Annotated in this window: 26 protein-coding genes and 1 pseudogene; 18 read left to right on the top strand and 9 right to left on the bottom strand. The window is 54.7% G+C overall.

The genetic code is table 11. The annotated features are described in order from the left end of the window. The first annotated feature begins 81 nt into the window (after nt 1-81). The 3 genes from ACMGGP_RS01500 to ACMGGP_RS01490 all read left to right on the top strand — a co-directional run bounded on the left by ACMGGP_RS01500 (nt 82) and on the right by ACMGGP_RS01490 (nt 3790). Complete coding sequence (locus tag ACMGGP_RS01500) at nt 82-471, top strand: tautomerase family protein (protein WP_010251498.1); 390 nt, start codon at nt 82-84, stop codon at nt 469-471. A gap of 221 nt (nt 472-692) precedes the next feature. Then, on the top strand, nt 693-2984 hold the full coding sequence (gene opgB / locus ACMGGP_RS01495) for a phosphatidylglycerol--membrane-oligosaccharide glycerophosphotransferase (RefSeq protein ID WP_346541346.1): 2292 nt from the start codon (nt 693-695) through the stop codon (nt 2982-2984). 218 nt (nt 2985-3202) lie between these two features. Next, nucleotides 3203-3790 carry a hypothetical protein gene (locus ACMGGP_RS01490; protein ID WP_320504289.1) on the top strand — a complete coding sequence of 196 codons (588 nt, stop codon included), beginning with the start codon at nt 3203-3205 and terminating at the stop codon, nt 3788-3790. 16 nt (nt 3791-3806) lie between these two features. On the opposite strand, the gene ACMGGP_RS01485 is transcribed toward ACMGGP_RS01490, so the two are convergent. Both ACMGGP_RS01485 and ACMGGP_RS01480 read right to left on the bottom strand, forming a co-directional pair. Next, nucleotides 3807-4520 (bottom strand): GNAT family N-acetyltransferase, encoded by a 714-nt coding sequence (locus ACMGGP_RS01485; RefSeq protein WP_498798074.1) that lies wholly within the window; start codon nt 4518-4520, stop codon nt 3807-3809. 149 nt (nt 4521-4669) lie between these two features. Then, nucleotides 4670-5755, bottom strand: a complete 1086-nt coding sequence (locus ACMGGP_RS01480; RefSeq protein WP_498798073.1) for a LacI family DNA-binding transcriptional regulator — start codon at nt 5753-5755, stop codon at nt 4670-4672. Between the two features lie 193 nt (nt 5756-5948). Between ACMGGP_RS01480 and ACMGGP_RS01475 the strand changes: the two genes are divergently transcribed. The 4 genes from ACMGGP_RS01475 (at nt 5949) to ACMGGP_RS01460 (ending at nt 9515) form a co-directional block, all read left to right on the top strand. Continuing rightward, nucleotides 5949-6761, top strand: a complete 813-nt coding sequence (locus ACMGGP_RS01475) for an ABC transporter substrate-binding protein (RefSeq protein WP_031593265.1) — start codon at nt 5949-5951, stop codon at nt 6759-6761. Nucleotides 6762-6822: 61 nt separating this feature from the next. Next, nucleotides 6823-7629: an amino acid ABC transporter permease gene (locus ACMGGP_RS01470; RefSeq protein ID WP_498798072.1), complete on the top strand. Its 807-nt coding sequence runs from the start codon at nt 6823-6825 to the stop codon at nt 7627-7629. Then, nucleotides 7622-8383, top strand: coding sequence for an amino acid ABC transporter ATP-binding protein (locus ACMGGP_RS01465; RefSeq protein WP_010671731.1), 762 nt, complete (start codon nt 7622-7624; stop codon nt 8381-8383). The genes ACMGGP_RS01470 and ACMGGP_RS01465 overlap by 8 nt, the downstream gene beginning before the upstream one ends. A 19-nt stretch (nt 8384-8402) precedes the next feature. Further along, the gene (locus ACMGGP_RS01460; protein WP_498798071.1) at nt 8403-9515 is read left to right on the top strand and encodes an NAD(P)/FAD-dependent oxidoreductase; all 1113 of its coding nucleotides are present in this window, start codon (nt 8403-8405) and stop codon (nt 9513-9515) included. Nucleotides 9516-9572: 57 nt separating this feature from the next. Here ACMGGP_RS01460 and ACMGGP_RS01455 read toward each other — a convergent pair whose 3' ends face one another. Both ACMGGP_RS01455 and ACMGGP_RS01450 read right to left on the bottom strand, forming a co-directional pair. Next, nucleotides 9573-10079, bottom strand: coding sequence for an RcnB family protein (locus ACMGGP_RS01455; protein WP_033759783.1), 507 nt, complete (start codon nt 10077-10079; stop codon nt 9573-9575). Nucleotides 10080-10211: 132 nt separating this feature from the next. Continuing rightward, nucleotides 10212-11381 carry a serine hydrolase domain-containing protein gene (locus tag ACMGGP_RS01450; RefSeq protein ID WP_498798070.1) on the bottom strand — a complete coding sequence of 390 codons (1170 nt, stop codon included), beginning with the start codon at nt 11379-11381 and terminating at the stop codon, nt 10212-10214. 324 nt (nt 11382-11705) lie between these two features. Here ACMGGP_RS01450 and ACMGGP_RS01445 point away from each other — a divergent pair, with 324 nt between their 5' ends. The 10 genes and pseudogenes from ACMGGP_RS01445 to ACMGGP_RS01400 all read left to right on the top strand — a co-directional run bounded on the left by ACMGGP_RS01445 (nt 11706) and on the right by ACMGGP_RS01400 (nt 22211). Further along, the gene (locus tag ACMGGP_RS01445) at nt 11706-12374 is read left to right on the top strand and encodes a YecA/YgfB family protein (RefSeq protein WP_010671734.1); all 669 of its coding nucleotides are present in this window, start codon (nt 11706-11708) and stop codon (nt 12372-12374) included. Between the two features lie 181 nt (nt 12375-12555). After that, nucleotides 12556-13149, top strand: coding sequence for a response regulator transcription factor UhpA (uhpA, locus tag ACMGGP_RS01440; RefSeq protein ID WP_010251517.1), 594 nt, complete (start codon nt 12556-12558; stop codon nt 13147-13149). After that, nucleotides 13146-14645, top strand: coding sequence for a signal transduction histidine-protein kinase/phosphatase UhpB (gene uhpB / locus ACMGGP_RS01435; RefSeq protein ID WP_498798069.1), 1500 nt, complete (start codon nt 13146-13148; stop codon nt 14643-14645). Before uhpA ends, uhpB begins: the two co-directional genes overlap by 4 nt. Nucleotides 14646-14654: 9 nt before the next feature. After that, nucleotides 14655-15983: an MFS transporter gene (locus ACMGGP_RS01430; RefSeq protein ID WP_010671736.1), complete on the top strand. Its 1329-nt coding sequence runs from the start codon at nt 14655-14657 to the stop codon at nt 15981-15983. 152 nt (nt 15984-16135) lie between these two features. After that, nucleotides 16136-17527: a hexose-6-phosphate:phosphate antiporter UhpT gene (gene uhpT / locus ACMGGP_RS01425; RefSeq protein WP_010251526.1), complete on the top strand. Its 1392-nt coding sequence runs from the start codon at nt 16136-16138 to the stop codon at nt 17525-17527. 276 nt (nt 17528-17803) lie between these two features. Then, a pseudogene (locus ACMGGP_RS01420) lies at nt 17804-17989 on the top strand (HTH domain-containing protein); the annotation flags it as partial. Nucleotides 17990-18115: 126 nt separating this feature from the next. Continuing rightward, the gene (locus ACMGGP_RS01415; protein WP_229518688.1) at nt 18116-19321 is read left to right on the top strand and encodes a BglG family transcription antiterminator; all 1206 of its coding nucleotides are present in this window, start codon (nt 18116-18118) and stop codon (nt 19319-19321) included. An 18-nt stretch (nt 19322-19339) separates the two neighbouring features. Further along, on the top strand, nt 19340-19813 hold the full coding sequence (locus tag ACMGGP_RS01410; protein WP_022625347.1) for a PTS sugar transporter subunit IIA: 474 nt from the start codon (nt 19340-19342) through the stop codon (nt 19811-19813). Nucleotides 19814-19920: 107 nt separating this feature from the next. After that, a complete protein-coding gene (locus ACMGGP_RS01405; RefSeq protein WP_498798068.1) occupies nt 19921-21345 on the top strand; it encodes a PTS fructose transporter subunit IIC in 1425 nt (474 codons plus the stop codon). A 5-nt stretch (nt 21346-21350) separates the two neighbouring features. Beyond that, entirely contained in the window at nt 21351-22211 is an 861-nt protein-coding gene (locus ACMGGP_RS01400) for a ketose-bisphosphate aldolase (protein ID WP_010671740.1), read from the top strand. 231 nt (nt 22212-22442) lie between these two features. Here the strand turns inward: ACMGGP_RS01400 and ACMGGP_RS01395 are convergent, their stop codons facing one another. Genes ACMGGP_RS01395 through ACMGGP_RS01385 form a run of 3 tightly spaced genes read right to left on the bottom strand, consistent with a single transcriptional unit; the run spans nt 22443 to nt 23962 of the window. Continuing rightward, the gene (locus ACMGGP_RS01395; protein ID WP_045140809.1) at nt 22443-22928 is read right to left on the bottom strand and encodes an Hcp family type VI secretion system effector; all 486 of its coding nucleotides are present in this window, start codon (nt 22926-22928) and stop codon (nt 22443-22445) included. A gap of 1 nt (nt 22929) precedes the next feature. Further along, the gene (locus ACMGGP_RS01390; protein WP_045140810.1) at nt 22930-23451 is read right to left on the bottom strand and encodes a hypothetical protein; all 522 of its coding nucleotides are present in this window, start codon (nt 23449-23451) and stop codon (nt 22930-22932) included. Next, entirely contained in the window at nt 23432-23962 is a 531-nt protein-coding gene (locus ACMGGP_RS01385) for a DUF2778 domain-containing protein (RefSeq protein WP_498798067.1), read from the bottom strand. The genes ACMGGP_RS01390 and ACMGGP_RS01385 overlap by 20 nt, the downstream gene beginning before the upstream one ends. Nucleotides 23963-24137: 175 nt before the next feature. Between ACMGGP_RS01385 and ACMGGP_RS01380 the strand changes: the two genes are divergently transcribed. Then, entirely contained in the window at nt 24138-24449 is a 312-nt protein-coding gene (locus ACMGGP_RS01380; RefSeq protein ID WP_498798708.1) for a class II fructose-bisphosphate aldolase, read from the top strand. Nucleotides 24450-24587: 138 nt separating this feature from the next. On the opposite strand, the gene ACMGGP_RS01375 is transcribed toward ACMGGP_RS01380, so the two are convergent. Next, nucleotides 24588-24863, bottom strand: coding sequence for a type II toxin-antitoxin system RelE/ParE family toxin (locus ACMGGP_RS01375; RefSeq protein WP_346555103.1), 276 nt, complete (start codon nt 24861-24863; stop codon nt 24588-24590). A 3-nt stretch (nt 24864-24866) separates the two neighbouring features. After that, nucleotides 24867-25115: a CopG family ribbon-helix-helix protein gene (locus ACMGGP_RS01370; RefSeq protein ID WP_207254254.1), complete on the bottom strand. Its 249-nt coding sequence runs from the start codon at nt 25113-25115 to the stop codon at nt 24867-24869. Nucleotides 25116-25279: the final 164 nt, after the last annotated feature.

Raw genomic sequence — 25279 nt, 5'->3', positions numbered from 1 at the left:
ATAATCATTTCAGGCTACGCGCTTTTTCCCGCCGGATAAAGGGGTCACCATAGGGTTCTTAATCACCGGGAGGAATCCGCTATGCCACTGCTGCAATTTGATGTTATCCAGGGTCGTTCAGAATCAGAGCTTCGTACACTGCTGGATGCGGCACACCGCGCCGTGCTCACGGCCTTTAAGGTGCCGGAACGCGATCGCTACCAGATTGTTCAGGAAAACAAGCGCTATCAGATGGTGTTCCAGGATACCGGACTGGGATTCAGCCGGAGCGATAATCTGGTGATGGTGCGGGTCTATACCAGCCCACGCAGCAGTGAACAGAAACAGCTGTTCATGGCCGAGCTGGCGCGTGAGTTGCGTGAGCATTGTGGTGTGCAGGGCAACGATTTAATGATCAGCTTTATCACCAATGACAAAGGTGACTGGAGTTTTGCCGACGGCGAAGCACAATATCTCACCGGCAAACTCTGAAAATCGCCCTGACTTCTGCTCTGCTGACGGTGCGCGCCAGCCACCGTCACGCCTGATAACCTCACTTCTGAAATGACAATAAACCAATCTGCTCTTCACCGCACAAATCGGGCCGGATATGTTGCAGCCGGATTACAGCCAATATAGATTGTCGAAAAACCATCCCCCGAAGGTGGCCGGTTGCGTGAAGCCTCGCGTAGCCCTGAAGAGAGGATTTGCCGTTGTCCGAATTGGTGTCCGTCGCGTTGTTTCTGGCCGCTATTGCAATCTATTCCTGTAAAGCCGGGCGTAACAAATTCTGGTTTATTGTCGTTCTTATTCTGCTGGTGCTTTTCGTTGTGCTGAACGCCACCCTCTATGCCAGCAACTATTTTACCGGTGACGGCATCAACGATGCGGTGCTCTATACGCTGACCAACAGTCTGACCGGCGCGGGTGTCAGTAAATATGTGGTGCCGGCGATTGGGCTGATCATCGTGCTGTTTCTGCTGTTCTGCCTGCTGTCGTGGATTCTCCGGCGGCGTAAGCGTCCGCATCACATGGGCTGGTCGCTGCTGGCCGCCGCCTGTGCACTCGGCTCGGTGCAGACTACCCCGGCCTTTCGCCAGGTCGCGACCCTGATTGTGTCGCATACCCAACTGGCAGATTCTGACTTCGACAACTTCTATAAAGTGCCGCGTAATCGCATTGAACAGCCGCACCTCAACGTGGTTTACATCTATGGTGAAAGCTTAGAGCGCACCTATTTTGACCCTATCGCCTTTCCCGGCTTAGCGCCGGAGCTGAGCCGGCAGAAAGAGCAGAGCATCGACTTCAGCGAAACCGAACAGCTGCCAGGTACCGATTACACCATTGCGGGCATGGTCGCCTCACAGTGTGGCATTCCGCTGTTTGCCCCATTTGATGGCAATGCGTCCGCGTCGCTCTCCAGCTTCTATCCTCAGAACGTCTGTCTGGGCGACATCCTGAAAAACTCCGGCTACCAGAACTGGTTTATTCAGGGTGCCGATCTGCGTTTCGCCGGGAAAGATGTCTTCCTGAAATCACACGGTTTTGATCCCGCTAACCTTTATGGTTCGCAGGAGCTGAAAAGCCGCGTCGCCGATCCCACCTACCGTAATAACTGGGGTTATTACGACGATACGGTAATGGATGAGGTGTTTGAGAAGTATCAGGAACTCTCTCAGGCCGGTAAACCTTTTGCGCTGTTTACGCTGACCGTCGACACCCATCATCCTGACGGATTTATCTCACGCAGCTGCGATCGCAGGAGCTACAGCATTGAGGGCAAACCGAATCAGTCATTCAGTGCGGTCGCCTGCTCGCAGGAGCATGTGGCGCGCCTGATTGCGCGCATTAAAGCGTCGCCGTGGTTCAAAAACACCGTGATTGTGGTGAGCTCGGATCATCTGGCGATGAACAACACTGCGCATCCGTGGCTGGTCAAACAGCCTCGTCGCAATCTTTTCATGGTGATCCGTGGTGACAAGCCGCAGGCGGAATTGATGGAGGCGAAGCGCAGCACGCTGGATAACGGCGCCACGCTGCTCGATATTCTCGGCGGCGATAACGCGATTGGCCTGGGCCGCAGCAGCCTCTCATCGCTTTCACTCTCCACCCAGTTCAACGATATGAAGAGTAAGGTGGCGAGCTGGAAGCCCGACATTATCCAGCTGTGGAACTTCCCGAAGAAGATAGACAACTTCACGGTGGATCAGGCGAAGAATATCTTCAGCTTCTCGGGGACCACCTTCAAATTGCCGATTCTGTTCCGCATCAGTGATAAGCACGTTGAGCCGATGCCGGAGGGGGAATATTCGGCACCGCTGCGCTATCAGCTGGCGGATTTCGCCTCAGCCGATAAATTCCTCTGGGTGGATCGCTGTTTTAAAATGGCGCGACTCTGGCAGCCTTCGCTGGCACTCTCCGGCGATCTCTGTGTGGCGATGGGACAGCTCGGCGGCACGCCGTCGGTGACGCATGTCGACAAACCGCAGTGGAAAGGCAAAGTCCGTTTCCCGGAGGGCGCTATCAGCGATGCGCGTTACCAGCAGAACCTCGCGCAGATCCGTATTGAAGATAACAACATTCGCTACAGCGCCGATAGCTTCAGGCTTGACGTGCCTGGCGCACCGGAGAGTGTTAAAAGCTTCAGCGGCATCTCACGGCCAGAGAGCTGGGGACGCTGGTCTAACGCTAATCTCGCGCCCGAGGTTCATATCGACTATATCGATGCGCTGCCCGCGAAGTTCGATCTGGTGATCACCGCGCGCGCGTATGGCCCCAACGCACACCGGGCGATTCCGGTTCGGGTCGGCGATCAGCAGCAACTGCTGTCGCTGAGTGAAGAGATATCGACACATACCCTGCATTTTGATAACCCAGGCGCCAGCCATCGTCTGGTTATTGCACCGCCTGAACCGCAGCTGAGTAACACCGGCAATATCACCGGTCAGGATCCGCGCAAATTGGGCATCGGCATGGTTGAAATTAAAATCGTGCCACAGCCCTGACGCCCGCTTTTCTCTTTCCGACTCTGCGGATTTCCGCAGAGTCGCCTCATCCTGCCATCAGCTAAATGTTGCGAGACAGCCCGCACTCTGCTGCACGTTACTTGTTGTACTAATTGATATTTTTCGGCGAGACGCGCAAAATACAACCGGCTCAGTGGCGATGCATCTTTTGCCTGTCATGATGCCGTTATCGCTGAAGTGCACAGGGAGGTGTCGTGATGACAAGCACAATGATGAGTACCCACAAAGCCTTTAAAGCGCTGCAACAGGCAGGGATCGACGATCAGCAAGCGGAGGCGATGGTGGAGGTGTTTACTGATATGCAGCAGAGGCAGCCCGGCGGGCAGGTTGGAAAGCAACTCGGTCAGATTCAGACCAAAGCCAACCATATAGACATTCGGCTCGGCCAGCTTCAGGCAAAAGCCGACCAGACAGACGATCGGGTCAGCCAGCTTTCAATAAAAGTTGATCAAATAGACAACCGGCTCGGCCAGCTTACAACCAAAGTCGATCAGATAGATGGGCAGCTTGGTCAGCTCACAACAAAAGTACATCAGATAGACGAGCGGCTTGGCCATGTTGAAAGAAAAACGGACAAACTGGCCATCCGTTTTAATCAGTTAGAAGCCAAGGTGGATAAGCTGGATGTCGCTCTCAGTGAAATGAATTTCCGATTAACTTCGGCTGTGGACAGCCTCAGAAATGACGTTGTTACTCTGACCACCGATATGCGCTGGATCAAACGGTTATCTATTCTCATGACCACCACCCTGCTGGCGGCGGTCCTGAAAGATATTTTAATTTGATCGCGTTATCACCCGGTCAGGGTCTGTCGCGCAGCGCCTCCAGCTTTTCGCGCTGCTGACCGTCGGCTGTAAAGTTCTCTTCCGCCAGCCAGCGCTGCAGGCCCTTTTTCACCTGCGGCCATTCGCTATCGATAAGCGAGAACCAGCTGGTGTCACGTGAACGCCCTTTGTAGACGATCGCATGACGGAAATCGCCTTCATAACGAAAACCGAGACGTGCCGCCGCCTTACGGGAAGGGGCGTTACAGCTATCGCATTTCCATTCATAACGGCGATAACCCAGCGTCTCAAAGGCGTAACGCATCAGCAGGAAATGCGCCTCCGTTGCCATGCGGGTCTGTTTCAGCCGGGCCGAAAACATGACATGCCCGACTTCCATTACGCCATGTTCCGGCTGGATGCGCATTAACGACAGGCTACCCACCGCCTGGTCGGTGGCGAGATCGATCACGGCAAAATGCAGCGGATCGCGGCTCATTTCAAGCTGTGCGGCATACGCCTGCCATGCCGGACGTTCGGTAAAGGGACCGGCAGGCAGGTAAGTCCAGTCACGCCCATCTTCAGCCAGCGCCCATGCCTCAAACAGTGCCTCAGCATGACGCGCCACACTGAACGGCTCCAGCCGACAAACTTCGCCAGTAAAAACCTGATGCTGGGGCAGAGGTCGGGGCTGCCAGTCTGGCATTGGCTCACCGACCGGCTGTCCGTACTGATTGGTATGTTGTGACATGTTGCCTCCTGGCTGCAGATTATCTCTGCAGATTGCCACGATCATAATTGATTAAAAAGGACCAAAACTGGCGAAAATGATAGACCCATTGCCTGCGAACGCATCAGCCAGGCGATATACCGGTTACCGGGCTGGCCGGGTTAACCCTATTATTTCCCACTGATGAGGCTGGCCGGTGCGGCAATGGACTGGCGAATCATCAGACGGGCATCAAAGCGCGGCATCGGTCCGACGGCTTCGCCGCGTATCTCTGCGATCAGGCGTCGTGCCGCTTCACGGCCCATCTCATACACCGGTTGCGCCACCACCGTCAGCGGTGGCGTGACAATCTCACTCCACGGAAAATTGTCATACATCACGAATGAGAGATCGGCAGGGATTCGCAGTCCGCGCTGCGTCACTTCGCGCAGCAGCCACATCGCCACCACGCTGTCAGAAGCCACCAGCGCAGTAGGCGGCTGCGGACGCTGCCACAGCTCGGCCACGATACGGGCAATCTCCGCTTCGTCCAGCGCATTCACTTTCACCATCGTCGGATCAAATTCCACGCCCGCGGCAGCAAATGCCTGCATCATGCCGCCCACGCGCTGGGCGACCGGCGTCAGGCCAAAATCGCCTGGTGTGCTGTAGTCGGTTGCCAGTACCATGCTGGTGATATAAGCGATGTGGCGATGGCCCGCTTCCAGTAACTGCGAGGTTGCTTCTGCAGCCACTTCGGTAAATTCGCAACAGATCGCCTCCACATCAAGGTCAGTTACTGCGCGATCAAATAATTTCAGCGCTCTGCCCTCTTCCAGTACCTGAGTCAGGTGACTGTTGTGACGGTGTTCTGAACAGCAGGGCGCAACGATGATGCCGTCGACCCGCTTTTCCAGCATCACCCGCACCGCATCCTGCTCAGCCTGCAACTTCTCATCGCTGTTACTGAGCAGCAGATGGTAACCGGCAGTGCGCGCCACATCCGCCATGCCGCGCAGCGCAAGACCGAAATGGGGATTCTCAATGTCGCCGACAATCACACCAATGGTATTGGAACGTCCGGTGTTCATACTGCGGGCCAGGGCATTCAGACGGTAGCCCAGCGCGGAGGCCGCGCTGTTGACCCGCTCCTGCACCTCATCACTGACCGCCCCATAGCCACCCAGCGCACGCGCCGCCTGGGCTTTGGATACTTTTGCTGCGCGCGCCACATCCGCCACGGTGGGCGCTTTAGATTGTCGTTTCTGGCTGGTCATAATTATTTTGAATCACAGGTTGATGACAGGAATATTGACGCCGAAAAAAGGCTGTGCTTAAACTCATTGTAACCCCTTGAGACCGGTCTCACAACATCAGTGTCTTAAGGTGCCACCTGTGTTGAGACCGGTCTCAATAATAATCGCTGGCTCAACAGTCTCTGATGTTTAAACCTGCAAAAACGGATGAGCTATGAAATCGCAAACCACCCTGGGCAAACTGCTCGGCACCACGCTCGCACTCTGTTCACTGTCGTTCTGTACGCTGGCTGCCAGCGATAACAATCCCTATGGGCTGATCGAACCGGGTCAGCTACGCATCGCCAGCGTCGGCGACTCAAAACCTTACACCTTCACGGATGCCAGCGGTCAGTTCACCGGCTTTGACGTCGAATTCTTCAAAGATGTCGCCCATCGTATCGGGATCGATAAGGTCGATTTTATTGGACAGGACTTCTCGGCCATCATGCCGGCGGTGGCCAACGGTCAGTATGACGCGGCGGTAGCGGCTATCGGCATCACCCCTGCGCGTGAAAAGACGGTGGATTTTTCAACCGGCTATCTGGCGGGATTTCTCACCGTTCTGACCCGCCACGACAGCGGCGTGAAGAATGTCGCCAGCCTGGCAAAACACCGGCTCGGGGTGGTTCAGGGTACGCTGCAGGAGAGCTATGCCGTCGAACACTTCACCCAGACCGATCTCGTGCGCTTCCCGGATAACAACAGCGCAGTTTCTGCGCTCAACAACGGTACGCTCGACGCAATCTTCCTCGACTACGAGGCGGCAAAAAGCTACGCCGACCGCTTTAAGCTGGTCTCTGCCGCCGACATCCCCTCGTTTGATGCACCGGCCGGCATTGCCATTGCCAAAGGCAAACCCGCCTTCAAGGCCGCGCTGGACAGTGCCATCAAAGCAGCCATGCAGGATGGCACCTGGCAACGGCTCTATCAGAAGTGGTTCCCCGGATCGCCGATGCCAAAACAGTATCTGCCTGGCGGGCAGTAAAGATGCGGACGTTCGCGTCCTGAGTTAACCGGGGGATCCCCCACCCTGCATGGAGACGGCGATGGACTTGCTCACGATTCTTTCCCGCACCTTCTTTGATTTTCCATCAATGATGGAAGTACTGCCGCAGATGCTGACCACCGGGCTGGTCAATACAGTGATTATCTCGCTGGCGGCAACGCTGCTCGGCACGCTATTCGGCCTTCTGCTGGCGCTGATGGGCATCTCGCCCTCACGCTGGCTGCGTCTGCCTGCCCGGCTCTATACCGATCTGTTCCGCGGTCTGCCATCGATTATGACCATTCTGCTGATTGGTCAGGGCCTGGCGCGCTTCAGCTATCAGCTGTTCGGTCCTACGCCCTATCCGCTGGGGATCTTCGCCCTCAGCCTGATCGCCAGCGCCTACATGGGCGAGATTTTCCGCGCCGGTATTCAGAGTGTTGAACGCGGCCAGATGGAAGCCTGCCGTGCGCTGGGGATGAGTTATGGCCGGGCAATGCGACTGGTGGTGATCCCGCAGGGGATTCGCCGCGTACTGCCCGCCATCGTTAACCAGTTCATCGCCATCATTAAAGATTCCTCGCTGGTTTACCTGCTGGGCCTGATGACCCAGCAACGGGAACTGTTTCGCGTGGGCCAGGATGCGGCGGTGCTCACCGGCAACCTCTCGCCCCTGATGCTGGCAGGGCTGTTCTATCTGATTATCACTGTGCCGCTGACGCACATGGTCAACTATGTCGATGTGCGTTATCGCACCGGCCGACGTCGCCTGACTGCCCCGCAAAGTGGCTTAAAAGAGGTGGATGAAGTCAGAGCGCCCGGCGGCGCACTGGTCACTCATCCCCGGATCGGAGGCAACCATGAATAACCTGAACAGCACCACTGCCGCGAGCTGGCACGGTGCCAGCCTGGAGCTGCGCGATCTGACTCTGGCTTATGGCCCGATTGAGGTGTTGCGTAACGTCTCGCTGCGGGTCGCGCCCGGCAGCACCACCTGCATTATCGGGCCATCCGGTTCGGGTAAGTCGACGCTGCTGCGCGGCATCAACCGGCTGCATGAACCGCAATCGGGGGATGTACTTCTGGCTGATCGGTCAGTGTTGCGCGACAAGCCAGATGCGCTGCGGTTACGGATCGGCATGGTGTTTCAGCATTTCAATCTCTTCCCCGATCACAGCGCGCTGGAGAACGTGGCGCTGGCACCGTGGCGGGTTAAAGGCCTGCCCAAAGCGCAGGCGATGGCGATTGCGCGTCAGCGGCTGGAAGAAGTGGGTCTGGGTCAGCGCGCCGATCACCGGCCACGCGATCTCTCCGGCGGCCAGCAGCAGCGTGTCGCGATTGCCCGCGCGCTGGCGATGGATCCCGAGGTCATGCTGTTTGATGAGGCGACCTCCGCGCTCGATCCCGAACTGGTGAAGGGTGTCCTGACGCTGATGGCAGATCTCTGTCGTCGCGGCATGACGATGGTTGTGGTGACACATGAAATGGGCTTTGCGCGCAAAGTGGCGGATCAGGTGGTGTTTATGGACGAAGGCGAGATTGTTGAAGCCGGGCCGCCGGGCGCCATTTTTGATACGCCACAGTCGCCGCGACTGCAACGTTTTCTCTCTGAAGTGCTGTAACTGAGCAAGGAACCTGATAATGGCGGTAAAAACTGAAATGAAAGTGGTTGTTCTGGGCGGTGGCGTAATAGGTGTCTCGACGGCGCTGGAGCTGACAAAACGGGGAGCGGCGGTGACCCTGGTGACCGAAGCCGCGCTCTGTTCTGGCGCATCGGGACGTTCACTCTCCTGGCTCAACTCGGCGGGTGAACGCTCCCGCCCCTATCACGCGCTGCGCATGGCGGGCATTGATCGCTATCGCACCCTGTTTGCTCAACAACCCACCCTCGACTGGCTGCGTTTTGATGGCGGCGTTTGCTGGTTCAGCAATGATGCAGCCGGCACGCAGGCGCGGCACGCCTATGAGAAAGCACACGGCTACGACTCACAACTCATCACCCCTGATAACGTGGCACAGGCGGATGCGACGATCGATCCCGACGCGCTGCCGTCGCAGGCGATTTTTAACCCCGGTGAAGGCTGGGTCAGTCTGCCGCACCTGTCAGAGTATCTGGTGAATCAGTTCCGGGCGCGGGGTGGTGAAGTGATTGAACACGCCGGTAAAGCCAGTGTGATCACCGATCAGGGCCGGGCCTGCGGCATTCGCAGTGAGCTGGGTGAACTACAGGCAGATGCGGTAGTGGTCGCCTGCGGGCCCTGGACACCGGATGTGATTGCGCCACTGGGCGTGACGATTCCCAACGGATCGCCCGTCTCCATGCTGGTGATCACTGAACCGGGCAAACATGAACTCAAGGCGGTGCTGAACACGCCTCGCGCCGCCATCCGGCCAAACCCCGGCAACCGTTACGCCCTGGATCACGACTGGTACGAGGCTGATATCCAGAAGCTGGCCGGAGGCGGTTACCATATTGATAAGCAGGTTGTAGCAAAGCTGGCCGAGGAAGCGAGTCAGCTGTTACGGGGTGACGAGCCACTCAGCGTCCAGAGCTGGAAAATTGGCCTGAAGCCGATTCCGGGCGATGGCGATCCGGTGCTGGGGCAACTGCAGAAGGTGCCGGGCTGTTATGTGGCGTTCACGCATTCGGGCGCAACCCTGGCGCTGATTGTCGGTGAATTACTGGCGGAGGAGATTGTAAGCGGTGAAAAGCATCCGATGCTGGCAAGCTTTGGTGCTGAGCGTTTCAGCTAAAAAAAGCCGGTCATCACGACCGGCTGATTTTTACCGCTTATTTTAACCGCGCTTATTTTAACCGCGGAAGAAGATATCGCCCGATTTACCCATGACGATTTTGCCGGTGTCATTGGTAATAAGAATGTAGTTGGCGTTGATATAGGCCCAGTGGGTATTTTCCTGCGGAGCAGGCAGATTACGCTTTTGCCACTCATTGATGGTGTACGTTTTATCGGTGTACTTCTCTGGCACTGTGTCACCGATTTGGTACTGTTTGTAGTCGATGATGATGGTGCTGAGGTCGTAATTAGGGTGCGCGCCATTGGAAGGTGCCGGCGTGGTCGGCGTAATACCATCATTAGATTGTGAGCTGGTCGGTGCCTGGCTTTGCGCGCCACCGGCATCCGGCTGAACGCTGCCCGTATCAGGCGTAGCGGGCTGCGCATCCGGATTAGCAGGCTGAATCTGCGGCGGTGGCGGAACGGTATCCGTTGCTTCGCCAGCGGCTTGTACAGCGGGGATCAGGCTCAGCGAGCCAACCAGTAATCCCATTGATAAAAGTACACGTTGAGTCCTGCGCATAATGATTTCCACGTTGAATTTTGACAGTCAGGCTAAAGACAATGTTTATCGCACTTCAGTTCCGGCGCACTGACGCTATGTGTAAGGAAAAACAGCGCTATTCACTTTACTGCACACAGGCCAGGTAGCGGATCACTGTCCGACCACTTTATCCTGAGTTGCCAGATCGACCAACAACGCAATGCCTAAATAGTTACTCCAGTTAAAGCCGTTCTGCAGCACCACAATCGCATTGCCGTTACGTTTATCGTAGCCGATAAAACTGGCATAGCCGCCGATATAGCCCACCTGATAGGTGATCTGCTGCCCTTCGAAAGTGTCGGTCACCCAGGCGATATTCTGCGCCTGCGCGCCCTGCTGATACCACGCCTGATCTACCGCCGCGAAAGCCCGGTCCCGCGCAGCATCACCGGTAGCGCTGAGATGTGCGCGCAAATAAGCACTCAGATCGCGCGCATTACTGTAGAGACTGGCCGCGGCCACCATGTTGCCGTGAAAATGCCAGTCAGGCGTCAGCGTGCCGCGGCGAATAAATTTCGGCTGATCGCCTGCATGGCCCAGCGCACGCAGCGGATAGCCCGTCAGCGTTTCCGGTACAAAACTGCTTTGATTCATCTTTAACGGTGTGAAGATAAGCTGTGATGCCAGCGTCTGAATATCCTGATGACAACGCGTGCGCAGGATATAACCGAGCAGCGCATAGCCGAGGTTGGAGTAGTGTGGCATGCGTACCGCGGGTGCAGAGAAGTCCGCCAGATAACTCAGCAGCTTGTCGCTATCAAGATTGCCATAGAAGTTCTCGCCGGTATCCAGATAACGAACGAACTGCTGCAGCATCGTCAGATCCATATCCTGTCGCGGCAGACCGGAGGTGTGCGTCACCAGCTGCAGCAGCGTGATGCGCCGCGCGTCAGCGCTGAGGCGAACGCCTTTCGGCAGAAGATCCGCCAGTGTATCGCTCCAGCGCAGCTTACCCTGATCAACCAGCTGGATAATCACTTCTGCCGTCACGCCTTTACTCAGCGATCCCAGTGCAAACAGGGTATCGGGCGTGATCGGATAGCGATGCACACGATCGGTGACGCCAAAAGAGTAATAGCGGGTCGGCCCACCGCGATGAATGACCGCAATGCTGATGCCGGGAACCTGCTTCTGTTGCATGTAATGCTGCACGATGTCGTCGACATTTTCATGAAAGGTGGCGTGTGTCAGATAAACGCGGTCGCCCACCGGGGCGGAGGTTTGCGACAGGGTTCCACATCCCGCCAGCAGGAAGATAAAGGCTGGCATGAATCGCGTCATTAATCTGCTGATCCACTGGCCGCCAGGGGTCAGCCGTGCAAGGGAGACTGCAACAGCCGGCCTGCCAGTAAATCCATTTTTCATATATTAATCATTAACTTATTATTATTTAACACGCAACTGTCTGGCTGGAGCGCAAAAATGTACCATAAAGTGCTGTGGGCTATCGCCTGCACAACGGGATGAAAGTGGTGCTAAACGCGGTTTAATCACCGCAGCACGCCCGAACAGGGTTAGCTGTGTTGCAGTCCACAAGGGTGTACACTGCTGCGGTTTTAAGGCTCAACGCCGCTGAAATTTTTGAAATGCCCGGGAGGCAACCGCATGAAAGAAGGCCCACTGTCCGAAAAAGAGCTGCAATGGCTGGAAGATATGCTGGAAAAATATGGCAGCGAAGCATCGATTATTGATGTCTCCGAGCTCGACGGCCTGCTGACTGCCGTACTCTCCGGTCCCGTCACCGTCGAGCCAAGCCAGTGGCTGGTGGCACTGTGGGGTGGCGAGAAGCAGATCCCAAAATGGAGCAACGAGCGTGAAATGACGCGCTTTATGTCGCTTTGCTTCCAGCATATGAATGATGTGGCTGACCGCTTATCTGAATTCCCTGAGCAGTTCGAACCGCTGTTTGGCATCCGTGAAATGGAAGGTCTGGAATTTACCGTGGTGGAAGAGTGGTGCTTTGGCTACATGCGCGGTGTCGCGCTGACCGACTGGACTGCCCTGCCGCAGGACCTGCAACCCGCGCTGGACGCCATCGCTCTGCACGGCGTGGAAGAGAATCTTGAAAAGATCGATGCCATGACGCCGGACGAGATGGAAGCCAGCATTGAAGCTATCCGTCCTGCTGCGCTGGCGCTGCACGATCACTGGATCTCCCAGCCTGAAGCGATTCCCGTTCCCCAGAAGCCTGTCGCGGCAGAGAAACTGCCTGGCCGCAACGATCCCTGCCCGTGCGGCAGCGGCAAAAAATATAAGCAGTGCTGTCTGCACTGATCGGCTCCTTAGCCTCACGATCTGCCGGGCGGCGATTCAGCCCGGCATGCTTTTCTCACGATCCACGACAGTTTGACCTGCATCACTCTGCTCATTCCCTTACCTGAATAGACTGCTCACGACTTGAACAGCTTCGTGCTTATCGCTAAGGTAAGCGCGATTTTACCCGCCAGGAATAAACATGATCACCATCGCGCTTATTGACGATCACCTTATCGTCCGCTCCGGCTTTGCCCAGTTGCTGGGCCTGGAATCGGATTTCCAGGTCGTAGCGGAATTTGGTTCTGGCCGTGAGGCGCTGGCAGGTTTACCGGGCCGGGGCGTTCAGGTCTGTATCTGCGATATTTCGATGCCGGATCTCTCCGGGCTGGAGCTGCTGAGCAAGCTGCCGACGGGCCTGGCAACCATCATGCTGTCAGTCCATGACAGTCCGGCCCTGGTGGAGCAGGCGCTTAATGCCGGTGCGCGTGGATTCCTCTCTAAACGCTGTCGTCCCGATGAGCTGATCGCGGCGGTGCGCACGGTCTCCACAGGCGGCTGTTATCTGACGCCAGAGATTGCGATCAAGCTGGCCGCCGGTCGGCAGGACCCGCTGACCCGACGCGAACGTCAGGTGGCGGAAAAACTGTCACAGGGCATGGCGGTAAAGGAAATTGCCGTTGAGCTGGCGCTGTCACCGAAAACCGTACATGTCCATCGCGCGAATCTGATGGAGAAGCTCGGCGTCAGCAATGATGTGGAGCTGGCGCGCCGCATGTTTGATGGCTGGCAATGAGCCCCTGTGTTTCGCGGCTGATCTCCATTGTCGCCAGCTTTTTCATCTTCTCGGCGGCCTGGTTCTGCCTGTGGAGTATCAGCCTGCACCTGGTGGAACGCCCGGAGCTGGCGGTGCTGCTATTCCCGTTTGGCCTGCGTCTGGGGCTGATGCTGCAATGTCCACGCGCTTACTGGCCGGTGTTGCTGGTAGCTGAGTGGATCATGCTGATCTGGCTGGCGAAGGTGGTCGCGCTGGCGCATCTGCCGCTGTTAATGGCAGGCAGTGTACTGACGCTGCTGCCGGTGGCGCTGATCTCCCATTACCGCCATCAGCGTGACTGGCGCACGCTGCTGAGCCAGGGCGCGGCTCTGATCGCCGCAGCGCTGCTGCAGTCCCTGGCGTGGGCGGGACAGCAGGAGATGCTGAACGCCCTGCTGCTGACGCTCACCGGTGGTCTGACGCTGGCCCCGACCTGCCTGGTCATCTGGCACTACCTCACCAGCACCCGCTGGCAGCCGCTGGGACCGGCGCTGGTCTCGCAACCGGTCAACTGGCGCGCCCGGCATCTTATCTGGTATCTGCTGCTGTTTGTCATCAGTCTGTGGTTGCAGCTTGGCCTGCCCGCTGAACTGTCACGCTTTACGCCATTCTGTCTGGCGCTGCCGATTATTGCGCTGGCCTGGCACTACGGCTGGCAGGGTGCGCTGATCGCGACGCTGATGAACGCAATCGCGCTGATCGCCAGCCAGACCTGGCACGATCATCCGGTCGATCTTCTGCTCTCGCTGCTGGTACAAAGCCTGACCGGACTGCTGCTGGGTGCCGGTATTCAGCGGCTGCGCGAGCTGAATCAGTCGCTGCAGAGTGAGCTGGCACGCAACCGACGCCTGGCGGAACGGCTGGTCGAGACAGAAGAGAATGTGCGCCAGGAGGTGGCGCGCGAGCTGCACGATGATATCGGTCAGACGATTACGGCAATCCGCACCCAGGCGGGCATTGTGCAGCGCCTGGCGCCGGATAATGGCCGGGTGATCCAGAGCGGCGTCCATATTGAGCAGCTCTCTCTTGGCGTCTACGATTCAGTGCGGCGACTGCTGGGACGTCTGCGACCCCGTCAGCTAGATGACCTGTCACTTGAACAGGCAGTTCGCTCCCTGATGCGTGAGATGGAGCTGGAGGATTGCGGCATCGTCAGTCACCTTGAGTGGCGTATTGATGAGGCGCTGCTGAGCGAAGCGCAGCGCGTCACTCTGTTTCGCGTCTGTCAGGAGGGGCTGAACAACATTGTGAAACACGCCAGCGCCAGCGCCGTGACGCTCAAAGGCTGGCAACAGAATGGTCGCGTTTTGCTGGTGATTGAAGATGATGGCTGCGGTCTGCCGCCAGGTTCCGGTCAGCAGAGCTTTGGTCTGGTCGGGATGCGCGAACGCGTGAGTGCGCTGGGTGGATCGCTGACTATCTCCTGCACCCATGGAACCCGCGTCAGCGTGCATCTGCCGCTGCGTATGGCCTGAGGAACCACCGTGTTTAACTTTCTGAAAACGCCCGCTAACGCCGCTCCGCTGCAGGACAAAAGTGAGATTGACAGCCGCTATCGCTACTGGCGACGGCACATCATGTCGACCATCTGGATCGGCTATGCCCTGTTCTACTTTACCCGCAAAAGCTTCAATGCGGCAGCGCCGGAAGTGATCGCCAGCGGCGTGATGATGCGCACCGATATTGGCCTGCTGGCGACGCTATTTTACATCACCTACGGCCTGTCGAAGTTCTTCTCCGGCATCGTCAGTGACCGCTCCAACGCCCGTTACTTTATGGGGCTGGGGCTGATCGCTACCGGCGTGGTCAATATCCTGTTTGGCTTCTCGACCTCACTGTGGGCCTTTGCGCTGCTGTGGACCATCAACGCCTTTTTCCAGGGCTGGGGCGCGCCGGTCTGCGCGCGCCTGCTGACCAGCTGGTATTCACGTAACGAGCGCGGCGGCTGGTGGGCACTATGGAACACCGCGCACAACGTTGGCGGTGCGGTCATCCCGATCGTTATCGGCGCAGTGGCGCTGCACTATGGCTGGCGAATCGGGATGATGATTGCGGGCAGTTTAGCGATCCTCGCCGGACTGTTTCTCTGCTGGCGTCTGCGCGACCGGCCTCAGACTGTCGGCCTGCCCGCGGTAGGCGACTGGCGACAGGATGAGATGGAGATGGCGCAGCAGCAGGAAGGCGCAGGTCTGAGTCGCAAAGCGATCCTGACCCGCTACGTGCTATTCAACCCCTACATCTGGCTGCTGTCGTTGTGTTACGTGCTGGTCTATGTGGTTCGCGCGGCGCTTAATGACTGGGGAAATCTCTACATCTCCGACACGCTGGGGGTGGATCTGGTCACGGCCAACTCGGTAGTCACCCTGTTTGAGCTGGGCGGTGTGATAGGCGCACTGGTCGCGGGCTGGGGCTCGGACAAGCTGTTTAACGGCAACCGTGGGCCGATGAACCTGATTTTTGCAGCCGGGATTTTGCTTTCCGTCGGCTCACTGTGGCTGATGCCCTTTACCAGTTATGTGATGCAGGCAGCCTGCTTTTTTACTACCGGTTTCTTTGTCTTCGGCCCGCAGATGCTGATTGGTATGGCGGCAGCCGAATGTTCCCATAAAGATGCGGCGGGCGCGGCAACCGGCTTCGTCGGTCTTTTCGCCTATCTGGGTGCGTCACTCTCCGGCTGGCCGCTGGCGTGGGTTATCGACGTGTGGCACTGGAGCGGCTTCTTTGCGGTGATTGCCACGGCGGCGGGGATCTCCGCCCTGCTGCTGCTGCCGTTTTTAAATGCTCAGGCACCGCGCCCCCTGCCTGAAGCGTGATACGCCTCTCCTTTTTGCCCCGAGTGGGGCAAAACTAAGAAATTTTCCTGGTTTCGCCTGGATGCTGTCTCAGGCCAGTCTGGCGGCAGGTTTTTACAATGCCAGCCATTCGCTGCCTATTGCAGCTATTCCAACCAGGAGAATCCCCTTCCATGCTGGCATTCCTCAAACAGGTGCGCAGACCGACGCTGGATCTGCCCATCGAACTGCGGCGCAAGATGTGGTTCAAGCCGTTTATGCAGTCCTATCTGGTGGTCTTTATCGGCTACCTGACCATGTATCTGATCCGCAAAAACTTCAATATCGCGCAGAACGATATGATCACCACCTACGGACTGAGCATGACGCAGCTGGGGATGATCGGTCTGGGCTTCTCCATCACCTATGGCGTCGGGAAAACCCTGGTCTCCTATTATGCTGATGGCAAAAACACCAAGCAGTTCCTGCCGTTTATGCTGATCCTCTCGGCCATCTGTATGCTGGGTTTCAGCGCCAGCATGGGCACCGGATCCGTCAGCCTGTTTCTGATGATCGCCTTTTATGCCTTAAGCGGATTCTTCCAGAGTACCGGCGGCTCCTGTAGCTACTCCACCATCACTAAGTGGACGCCGCGCCGCAAACGAGGTACTTATCTTGGCATGTGGAATATCTCCCACAACCTCGGCGGTGCCGGTGCGGCAGGCGTTGCGCTGTTTGGTGCCAATGTGCTGTTCAACGGCCACGTAATTGGGATGTTTATCTTCCCGTCTATTATCGCGCTGATTGTTGGTTTTATCGGCCTGCGCTACGGCAGCGACTCCCCGGAATCTTATGGCCTGGGCAAGGCCGAAGAGCTGTTTGACGAAGAGCTGAGCGATGAGGACAAAGAAGCCGAAGATGAGTCGATGACCAAATGGCAGATCTTTGTTGAGTACGTACTGAAGAACAAGGTGATCTGGCTGCTCTGCTTCGCCAACATCTTCCTCTATGTGGTGCGCATCGGGATCGATCAGTGGTCAACGGTTTACGCCTTCCAGGAGCTGAAGCTCTCTAAAGAGGTGGCGATTCAGGGCTTTACCCTGTTTGAAGTGGGCGCATTGGTGGGGACGCTGATGTGGGGCTGGTTATCCGATCTGGCCAATGGCCGCCGTGCGCTGGTCGCCTGCGTTGCATTAGCACTGATTATTGCCACGCTCGGGATCTATCAGCATGCCAGCAACCAGTATGTCTATCTGGCGTCGCTGTTCGCTCTGGGCTTCCTGGTCTTTGGCCCGCAGCTGTTAATCGGCGTCGCCGCGGTCGGCTTTGTGCCGAAAAAAGCGATTGGCGCAGCGGATGGCATCAAAGGCACCTTCGCCTATCTGATTGGTGACAGCTTCGCCAAACTGGGCCTGGGCATGATTGCCGACGGCACGCCGATATTTGGCCTGACCGGCTGGGCGGGCACCTTTGCCGCACTGGATGCCGCCGCTATCGCCTGTATCTGCCTGATGGCGCTGGTTGCGGTGATGGAAGAGCGTAAGATTCGCCGCGAGAAACGGCTACAGCGTTTGAAGATGGCGTAAAGATAAAATCTGGCCCGGCGTAAGCCGGGCTTTCCCGCCAGGTTCCGCCCTCAGCCATTGATGTAGCCCCACCAATCGGATCACTGCCAGTCAGCCCGCCAAACCCTCCCACCCCCTTTCACTTATTCTTTCATCTCGTCCCCGATTATTTAAGAAATTCACTGTCAGGTGGTCAGCCTGACCACCAGGTTGTGGCCATGTTTTAATATTTACATGGCATAGTGCCTTTGTTTAGATGATAACTGACAAGGCGAATAACGGATTAAGCGGAACCTGATGATGATGAAGGCGCTGACTGAACGGCAACTGACGATTATGCGACAGCTTATTTCTCATAACAGTTATGTGAGCCTGCACGCTATTTCAGAAAAAACGTCTATTACACCCAGAACTCTACGCCGCGATATTGCAGACATTAACGAAAAACTTTCTGACCAGGGAATCAATCTCAGCGGAAAAAGTGGGAGAGGGATCACAATTAAATTCGCTGATGCGCAGTCGGAAATAGCCGCGCGCCGGATTTTCTCAACCGAGGTGGATGATTTCAGCAGTAACTTCAGGATGCTGAAAATAGCGTCGGATTTATTAATGCTGTCACCAAAAAGTTCATCCATCAGCGAACTGGCGGATAAATATTTTATCAGCCGCGCCTCGATAGTGAATGATTTAAAAACATTAGAAGCATGGTTACATCAGTTTGATTTAACCTTGTTAAAAAGCCGCGTCGGAACCAGCATAAAAGGCAGTGACCATAATATTCGCATGGCGATGAAAGCGCTGGTGTTAAAATCGATTTATAACCGTCAGGACATGATGGAAAGCCGTCTGGATGAAAGCACGCTGCAGGAGCTTTCAGAGAAGTTTGGTCAGCAGGCTGTCCATTTTACCCTGCAATTAATTAATTTTATTGAACAGCAACTGCAATATACGATAAGCGATCCTTACTACATCAATTTATTTACGCATATTCTGGTACTGATCCACCGCAGTCACTCGCCGATGCACAGGACCGACGCCCGCGCGGTGTCGATGAACCGGGTGAGCGACCATCACGCCTGGCAGGTTTCACTGGCGGTGATAGAACGTATTGAGACCGCTTACAACACGGTACTGGTGGCCGAGGAGTCTCACTCCATCTATCAGTATCTGGTCTCTTCCGGTAAGGCGGGCGGTGAGTCACCACAGCACGATGACTCCCTGATTTCAGAGCGTGAAACCCGCTTTGCTGAGGCGCTGATCGCCCGGGTGGCGCAGCGCATCAACATTGAAATCACCACCGACCAGAACCTGCAGGCGTCATTGTCCTCGCATATCAAGCCGATGCTGAACCGCCTCAGATATCACATCCGGATTAAAAATCCGCTGCTGCATGATATTCAGACCGAACTGGGCACGGTGTTCGCCGCCGTGAAAGCGGTGATCAGCCAGCTGACGCAGGAGTACAGCCTGGATGAGATCAGTGATGACGAAGTGGCTTATCTGACGGTGCACATTCAGGCGGCCATCGAAAACAGCATCAAGGTAAAACGGGTATTACTGGTCTGCTCCAGCGGTCTGGGCACCTCGCAGCTGCTTTACGGACGGATTATCCGCGCCTTTCCCGACTGGAAAATTATCGACATCGTGCCAGGGAAAAATATCGCTGACTCCCTGAAACGACATGAGTGTGACGTGGTGATTTCCACCATCCGGCTGGAACCACTGGAAAAACCGGTGGTGTATGTCTCTGCCCTGTTCTCGGCGAAAGATATCGCACGGGTAACAGAATGTCTGGTATCGAATTCGATTAATTAATGATAATGGAGAAGCAAAATGACGACAGCCGTGGCTATTAACGAAGTATTAAAAGAAGAGTGCATTATTCTCGATGTCGATTGCCAGACCAAAGAGCAGATTATTTCTCAACTGACCGATCTGCTCTGCCAGACCGGGGCCGTCACTGATAAAGCCGCTTTCCTGAAAGATGTTTATCTGCGTGAGGAATTAGGCTCCACCGGATTTGAAAATCATATTGCTATTCCGCACGGCAAATCTGCCGCCGTCGCCAAAACCCGCATTGCCGTGGGTCGTTTACGCCAGGATATTCCGTGGGAGACCATCGACGGCACCAAAGTCCGGCTGGTGATTCTGTTCGCGGTAAAAGAGTCCGATAAAGATGTGGGCCATATCAAAATGCTCGCCAAAATATCCATTGCGTTAGGCGATGAGGATGTTGTCGAGCAATTACTTAATGTCCCGCATCGCGAAGAGATGTTTCATTTACTGTTATCCCGATCGGGAGCCTGAATAAACCGGAGAGCAGCATGCAATAAAAAATAAAGGAGGTATTCCAGGTTGTAGCCATCCCTTCAGACCGAAAAACATAAATATAAAATTTTCACTGGAGAACATTTATGAACATTATTGCCATTACCGCCTGTCCTACAGGCGTCGCCCACACCTACCTTGCCGAAAGTAATTTAAAAAAAGCGGCTAAAAAACTGGGCCTGAATGTATTAGTTGAAACCCAGGGCGCAATTGAAAGCGAATATATTTTCAGCGAAGACGATATTCATCAGGCCGACATAGTGTTAATCGCCGCAGATAAAAAAGTTGAGATGGCGCGCTTCCAGCATAAAAACGTGATTGAGGTGCCTGTTACCCGCGCCGCGAAGGATGCTGAAGGCCTGTTAAACGCCATTGTTAACGGCGAGCTGGCTCCCAGGCTGGCCAACTCCGCTCCGCAGGCCAGTGCATCGGAACCGGCTAACAGTGCCCGTGAGACGTCGGGTTCCCGTTCCTGGATTTCAGAGATTTATGTGCACCTGATCACCGGCGTGAACCTGATGATCCCGTTTGTGGTGGCGGGCGGCATTCTGATCGCGCTGAGTTTTTCATTCGGGATTACGGCGGCCACACCAGGGGACGCGAACTTCAGCCCGATAGCGAAGATGCTCTCTGACATCGGTGGCGGTTCCGCCTTTGCCCTGATGCTACCGATTCTGGCGCTGGGGATCAGCCAGTCTGTCAGCGGCAAAGCGGGCATCGTGGCGGGCGCCGTGGGTGGGATGATGGCGATCCACACCGGCTCCGGCTTTCTCGGCGCGCTGATTGCCGGCTTCCTGGCCGGATACATCACGCTGCTGATCAATAACCATATCCATCTGCCCAAAGCGGTCGCCGGGCTGAAACCTATTTTAATCGTGCCTCTGTTAAGCGTGCTGCTGACCGGCGCACTGATGGCGCTGCTGATTGGTGAGCCGATCAAAATGCTGCTCGGCTGGCTGACCGGCTTCCTCAGTTCGCTGGGTAACACCAACGCGGCAATCCTCGGCCTGCTGTTCGGCATGATGGTGGCCTTTGATATGGGCGGCCCGCTGAATAAAACCGTCTGTATGTTTGCGATTGGCCTGATGTCGAGCGGGGTTTACGGACCGATTGCCGCCTGTATGGCTGCGGGCATGGTGCCACCGCTGGGCATCGCGCTGGCAACCACTCTCTTCCGCCGCAAGTTTACCGAGCAGGAGCGTGAGACCGGCAAGGTCACCTACATCCTCGGCCTGTCATTCATTACCGAAGGCGCGATCCCCTACGCGGTCGCCGATCCGCTGCGGGTCATCCCGGCCATCGTGGCGGGTTCCGGATTAGCGGGCGCCCTCTCAATGATGCTGGGCTGCGCTTCCCGCGCTCCGCACGGCGGCATTTTCGTCATCTTCATTCCTAACGTGATCAGCAATGTCATGGGTTATCTGTTTGCGATTGCCGCAGGTAGTTTGCTAACAGCGCTGATCCTGCTGTTCCTGAAAAAAGATATCTCCGTTCCTGCAAAACAAGGATAAAACCTATGCTTTACAACATGAAAGATCTGCTCAGCGTTGCCCGACAGCATCAGTTTGGCGTTGGCGCGTTTAACATCGCCAGCGCGGAGTTTGGACGTGTGGCGGTTGAGACTGCCGAGCGACTGGATTCACCGCTGATTCTGGAGATCCATCCTGAAGAGATGGCCTTCACCGGCCCGGAATTTATTGGCTATCTGCGGACGCTGGCGATTCAGGCGCGCGTGCCGGTGGTGATCCATCTGGACCATGGCCGCTCGCTGGAAGAGGTGATGAAGGCGATCTACGCCGGTTTTACCTCGGTGATGATTGACGCCTCGTCTCACCCTTTTGAGCAGAACATTGCGCTGACGAAGAAGATTGTCGAGATAGCGCACACGATTAATGTCTCTGTGGAAGCGGAGCTGGGCACCATCGGCGTGGCAGAAGGCAGCGGCGAAGGCGGCAGTAACGAGATTCTCTATACCGATCCGCAGCAGGCCGAGACCTTTGTGCGCGAGACCGGCACCGACACGCTGGCGGTCGCCATCGGCACTTCGCATGGTCTCTACCCCAAAGGGAAGCAGCCGAAGCTGGATATCGAGCGCCTGCAGCAGATCCGTAAGGTGGTTGATATTCCGCTGGTGCTGCATGGTGGTTCGGGCAACAAAGACAGCGAGGTCGCGGAGTCGATCCGTTATGGCGTCGGTAAAATCAATATCTCCAGCGATATGAAGAAGGCGTTCTTCGTGGCGCTGGAACAGGAGCTGAAGCTTGGGGGTCACGAGCCTAATTCCCTCTTTGTTAAACCGATGCAGGCGGCAAGTGAAGTGGTCGCGGCGAAGATGGCGCTATTTAGTTCGGTTGGGAAAGCGGCGTTGTATCGGTAAGGGGTTGTGTGGCGTGGATGGTGGCTTGAAGACTGCCAGGGAGGCTGGGAAAAGGCACCGATGAATAGGTGCCTTTTTTAGATGTTGTACAACCGGATAACGCGGTCGTAACGTTTTTCGAGCATGCATGGAGGTCGTCACTAAATCCCCCATTACACCCCGGTAACGTTTTAATTAGTGCTTCACTGCCAGGGAGAACTTAGCTATACCACAGGAAACAGGATTTTAATCTCAGGACCGAACATTCCAGTCATCCGTATACTGCACATTACCATCAACGTAACGCCAGGTGATTTTGTCGTACATCAGGGAAAGGCTTTCCATATGGTTGATCTGCGAGTTTCCTGCCATTTTAGCATTTGGCATCCCCGGATTAATGCCAGTCACCTTCACCCCTTCGATAGTCATAACAAAATAGCATTCCTCTTGCCCGGCATTGTTAATGCGATACCAGCGAATCTCCGCACTTTTCAGCGTCTGACCAGTAGCAACGGCTTTGTATAAGTATGGGCTGGCGCTATCAAACTCTTTTTCAATCATAATGGGAGAGTGTGATCGCTTGCCGGTGATTTTACCGTTGGCACTATCCACTGGAATATTTAAACCGTGACTGAAGCCAACAATTTCGATAGAACCATCACGATCCTGAACGTCTACAGATCCCTTAATATCTGCACCGCCGTCATCTTTAAGCCACATGTAAGCTGGAATAGGCATTTTACAAACTCCTTTTGAATGTGCATTTCTTCATAATAAAGTAATAGCAGAAAAGGGCTAAAATCAGGTTGAAAGCCATAAGTGCAGCCATAGCAACATCTGAAAATTTTTCTATGTCCGGAAAAACAGCCTGGTAAGGTACAAAGCGGACGAATAACCAAAGCAGCATTACAAAAATGATTATTTTTATCAATCGTCGCACGGTAGAGAAAGCCCACTCTTTAGGGAGGCAAGATGGGTTCACTTTGTGAGTAAGGCCGTTAAAAAGGGTGATAATCGCACTCATAACCGGAATGCTGATTAGAGTATTAATTAAAATAGAAAAGTAATCTCGCAACGACTCCCAGGCCTCTAAGTCAGGTTCACCCAGAATGAAATGGGTAACGTTCAGAGCGCTTTGGAAATCAAATAAGACTGTTATAGAGTCAACTAATCCATCATAGGGAACTTCTTTAGCAACGAACAGCATAATCACAGTAAAGAGCGCTAATTTTATAAAGAGACTAAGGACATGTTTTGCCATTGGCAATTACCTCAATCGTTCCATAGGCCTTTAACTTCCTCATACAAGGAACCTCTATTTTCTGGGTCCTTAATAATGCATTGCGTAACAGGGAAAAATCAGAATCATGCGGAAGTGTGATACAACCCTCAGAAAGAACGCCGGGGTGCAAACGAAAGTTACCACGCTTAACGCTATCAACCCAGGTGTAATCATCAATTGCCCAATCATCCCGCCATATTGCAAACCATTCGGAATGCCTGAACGTAGCACCGCTGGCAAAATGATTATAAATATCCCTTACACCGGCATTTAGTTGTGATCGGAGGCCTCCCTCAGGACGGTCAACAATCCAGTATTTACCCGCTGGTACAGGCCCCTCTTTAGGAATCATTCCACAGGCACCACGATTACGATAAGCACCATTGCCAGAGAACGCTAAAAACGTTCCCACACCCGGAAAGGATAACGGTGAGTAGTCAGCATCATTAATAACAAACTTTCCATGTAGAGCCATTGATAATCCTTGCATCTATAATCCTTTGTGCGCTTATCCTACGCTGGTGAAAAGAAAATGAGCAATAATTTTTCCTGGAGAAAGTCTGATTTAAATAAATAGGATGATTATGTTAGCAATAAGTCACTTAACAGATGTAATTAATATGCGTTTATGGCTTATTATTTAACCTGAGAGTAACAGAGATGTTATAGCTCAACAACCATGTATAAATGACAAGCTTGTAACAAGCTTACTATTAATTAATATTCCACATGTACTGCATGGCGGTTCGGGCAACAAAGACAGTGAGGTCGCGGAATCAATTCGTTATGGCGTCGGTAAAATCAATATTTCCAGTGATATGAAGAAGGCGTTCTTCGTGGCGCTGGAGCAGGAATTAAAACAGGGCGGGCACGAGCCTAATGCTCTGTTTGTTAAACCGATGCAGGCGGCAAGTGAAGTGGTCGCGGCTAAGATGGCGCTGTTTAGTTCGGTGGGGAAAGCGGCGTTGTATCGGTAAGGGGCTGGTGGGGGATTGATTTGTGAGTTGAGTATGGGAAAGGCACTGATGGATCGGTGTCTTTTTTGGGTTTTGAGAAGTGAGCTTTAAATAAGTATCAGGTCAGTAAGCAACAGCCATCAATGAAAAGAGATCTGCTCATCGCTCTTCTTTTGTATGCCAGAGATCCACGATGTAGATGGCATTATCACGAAGTTCGTAGTGAATCTCGTAGTCATCCAGTATCACCTTTCGAACTTCCCGAGGTTCATATCGAACCCGCTGTATGCCGATTGCTGGGTGTGCCTTGAGGCCAGCACTGCCGGTTATCAGGCGGTCTAAGACATCATCAGCATGCTGGCGGCTGTACTGAAGAGCAAAACGGTAGATGCGTTCCAGGTCATCCTGAACTTTAAGCGTCCAGTAAATTTCCATTTATCAGGTTTTCTTTAAACGATTACCAAATTCAACAAGGTCCGAGTGACTTACTACACGCCCGGCATCTACATCGGCAAGACCAGCCTGAATGCTCTGATGACGCCGTTCCCTTTCAGCCAGCATAGTGGTCAACGCTTCCTTGATGATCCAGCTTTTAGAACGATCCAGCTCCACAGCCAGATTTTCTACAGCATTAGCCAAATCGGTGGGTATCTGTGCGCTAATGGTCTGTTTTGTAAGAGAACCCATAGAGATCACCTCTTTTAATAACAGTTAATAATTTTTATTAAGTCTAGCATGGGTTTGTCTATAAAAACATCAGAGCTTATTTTGCGGGCAGCATCCTGAGGTTTGTTTCGCACTTATTGTCACCTATGGACTGGTCTGATAAATGACTATGCGATCTCACTATA

The organism is Curtobacterium sp. BNK-1 (genome assembly GCF_048685235.1).
Lineage (GTDB): Bacteria > Pseudomonadota > Gammaproteobacteria > Enterobacterales > Enterobacteriaceae > Pantoea > Pantoea agglomerans.
This window is presented reverse-complemented; position numbering and strand designations above follow the sequence as displayed.

Bases quoted from the DNA above. Each gene is read 5' to 3' on its own strand.
- ACMGGP_RS01500 (WP_010251498.1), top strand. From the start codon at position 82: ATGCCACTGCTGCAATTTGATGTTATCCAGGGTCGTTCAGAATCAGAG.
- ACMGGP_RS01490 (WP_320504289.1), top strand. From the start codon at position 3,203: ATGACAAGCACAATGATGAGTACCCACAAAGCCTTTAAAGCGCTGCAA.
- ACMGGP_RS01485 (WP_498798074.1), bottom strand. From the start codon at position 4,520: ATGTCACAACATACCAATCAGTACGGACAGCCGGTCGGTGAGCCAATG.
- ACMGGP_RS01480 (WP_498798073.1), bottom strand. From the start codon at position 5,755: ATGACCAGCCAGAAACGACAATCTAAAGCGCCCACCGTGGCGGATGTG.
- ACMGGP_RS01475 (WP_031593265.1), top strand. From the start codon at position 5,949: ATGAAATCGCAAACCACCCTGGGCAAACTGCTCGGCACCACGCTCGCA.
- ACMGGP_RS01470 (WP_498798072.1), top strand. From the start codon at position 6,823: ATGGACTTGCTCACGATTCTTTCCCGCACCTTCTTTGATTTTCCATCA.
- ACMGGP_RS01465 (WP_010671731.1), top strand. From the start codon at position 7,622: ATGAATAACCTGAACAGCACCACTGCCGCGAGCTGGCACGGTGCCAGC.
- ACMGGP_RS01460 (WP_498798071.1), top strand. From the start codon at position 8,403: ATGGCGGTAAAAACTGAAATGAAAGTGGTTGTTCTGGGCGGTGGCGTA.
- ACMGGP_RS01455 (WP_033759783.1), bottom strand. From the start codon at position 10,079: ATGCGCAGGACTCAACGTGTACTTTTATCAATGGGATTACTGGTTGGC.
- ACMGGP_RS01450 (WP_498798070.1), bottom strand. From the start codon at position 11,381: ATGACGCGATTCATGCCAGCCTTTATCTTCCTGCTGGCGGGATGTGGA.
- ACMGGP_RS01445 (WP_010671734.1), top strand. From the start codon at position 11,706: ATGAAAGAAGGCCCACTGTCCGAAAAAGAGCTGCAATGGCTGGAAGAT.
- uhpA (WP_010251517.1), top strand. From the start codon at position 12,556: ATGATCACCATCGCGCTTATTGACGATCACCTTATCGTCCGCTCCGGC.
- uhpB (WP_498798069.1), top strand. From the start codon at position 13,146: ATGAGCCCCTGTGTTTCGCGGCTGATCTCCATTGTCGCCAGCTTTTTC.
- uhpT (WP_010251526.1), top strand. From the start codon at position 16,136: ATGCTGGCATTCCTCAAACAGGTGCGCAGACCGACGCTGGATCTGCCC.
- ACMGGP_RS01415 (WP_229518688.1), top strand. From the start codon at position 18,116: ATGCTGTCACCAAAAAGTTCATCCATCAGCGAACTGGCGGATAAATAT.
- ACMGGP_RS01410 (WP_022625347.1), top strand. From the start codon at position 19,340: ATGACGACAGCCGTGGCTATTAACGAAGTATTAAAAGAAGAGTGCATT.
- ACMGGP_RS01405 (WP_498798068.1), top strand. From the start codon at position 19,921: ATGAACATTATTGCCATTACCGCCTGTCCTACAGGCGTCGCCCACACC.
- ACMGGP_RS01400 (WP_010671740.1), top strand. From the start codon at position 21,351: ATGCTTTACAACATGAAAGATCTGCTCAGCGTTGCCCGACAGCATCAG.
- ACMGGP_RS01395 (WP_045140809.1), bottom strand. From the start codon at position 22,928: ATGCCTATTCCAGCTTACATGTGGCTTAAAGATGACGGCGGTGCAGAT.
- ACMGGP_RS01390 (WP_045140810.1), bottom strand. From the start codon at position 23,451: ATGGCAAAACATGTCCTTAGTCTCTTTATAAAATTAGCGCTCTTTACT.
- ACMGGP_RS01385 (WP_498798067.1), bottom strand. From the start codon at position 23,962: ATGCAAGGATTATCAATGGCTCTACATGGAAAGTTTGTTATTAATGAT.
- ACMGGP_RS01375 (WP_346555103.1), bottom strand. From the start codon at position 24,863: ATGGAAATTTACTGGACGCTTAAAGTTCAGGATGACCTGGAACGCATC.
- ACMGGP_RS01370 (WP_207254254.1), bottom strand. From the start codon at position 25,115: ATGGGTTCTCTTACAAAACAGACCATTAGCGCACAGATACCCACCGAT.